This window comes from Burkholderia sp. KCJ3K979 (assembly GCF_016759955.1).
Lineage (GTDB): Bacteria > Pseudomonadota > Gammaproteobacteria > Burkholderiales > Burkholderiaceae > Burkholderia > Burkholderia orbicola.
The window spans coordinates 1-1396 of sequence record NZ_JACFYV010000420.1 but is presented as its reverse complement, the minus strand read 5'-3'; the positions used below and the strand labels follow the sequence as shown (position 1 = coordinate 1396).

1 protein-coding gene is annotated in these 1396 nt (G+C 69.8%); it reads right to left on the bottom strand.

The genetic code is table 11. The features are described from left to right. Window positions 1–1198, bottom strand: a 1198-nt coding sequence (xseA, locus tag H3O04_RS35340) for an exodeoxyribonuclease VII large subunit (protein ID WP_202589515.1), incomplete at its 3' end; no start/stop codon positions are given. Window positions 1199–1396: the final 198 nt, after the last annotated feature.

Sequence of the window (1396 nt, the reverse complement as noted above, 5' to 3'; positions counted from 1 at the left end):
CGAGCCGCGCGGCACAGGCTGACACACGCGCCGTGTCGCGTTCGTGACGGCGCTGCAACGCGCTGGCCAGACGCTGCGACAGCCCCGCGAGCGCGTGGCGCGCCTGCGACGCATCGGGCCGCGCGCGCTGCCAGCGCAACTGCGCGAGCGCGAAACGCGCACGGGCATCGCGCACCGGCCGCGACGCCGCCGACGCCAGCCGCACTGCGAGCTGCTGGACGTGCGTGCGTTGCCGCTGCAGCCGCTCGGCCGGACTCACGAGCCGGCGCGCGAGCCAGTCGAGCTGCTGCGCGCGCTGTTCGAGCCGGCGCGCCATGCCGCGTGCGAGCGCGCGCTGGCGTTCGTCGACCTCGCGCAGCAGCAGCGCGCGCTGCGGGCTCGCGAGTTCGGCCGCGCCGGTCGGCGTCGGCGCGCGCAGGTCGGCCGCGAAATCGGCGATCGTGAAATCGGTTTCGTGCCCGACGCCGCTGACGACCGGCAGCTCGCTCGCCGCGATCGCGCGCGCCAGCGCTTCGTCGTTGAACGACCACAGATCTTCGATCGAGCCGCCGCCGCGACAGACCAGCAGCACGTCGACCTCGCGCCGCGCATTCGCGGTCGCCACGGCCGCGACGAGCTTTTCGGCGGAGCCGGCGCCCTGCACGGGGGCCGGATAGACGATCACCGGGATATGCGGCGCGCGCCGGGCGAGCGTGGTCAGCACGTCGCGCAGCGCGGCGGCCTGCAGCGACGTGACGATACCGATCGCGCGCGGGTGCGCCGGCAACGGCCGCTTGCGCTCGGGAGCGAACAGGCCCTCGGCCTCGAGCTGCGCCTTCAGCCGCAGGAATGCCTCGTACAGGCGCCCCTGGCCGGTGCGCCGCACGGCTTCGACGTTGAGCTGCACTTCGCCGCGCGGCTCGTACATCGTGACGACCGCGCGCACCTCGATGCGGTCGCCTTCGCGCGGCGTGAATTCCGCGTACTGGGCGCGGCCGCGGAACATCACGCAGCGCATCTGCGCCTGCTGGTCCTTGATCGAGAAATACCAGTGGCCGCTCGCGGCGCGTGTGAAATTCGACACTTCGCCGGAAATCCACAGCAGCGGAAACGAGCGCTCGAGCATCGTCGAAATCGCACGATTGAGCGCCGAAACGGGAATCACTTCGTCGCCGCCGCGCGTGGCGCCGGGGGCGGAAAAAGGGGAATCGGAAAGCATGGGCGGTCGGATGAATGCTGGCGGCGTCACGATAGTCCGACACGCGCGCGGCGTCCAGCGCCGCCGTATTCGCCGCCGCGCACGGAAGGTGTCCACACTCTGGCATTCGTCCGCGTAAAACGCTCGGAAACCGCTAAAAAAACCAGACGATTCTCGGTAACACCTTGATTTTTATAATTTTTTAAACCTTTCAGAATG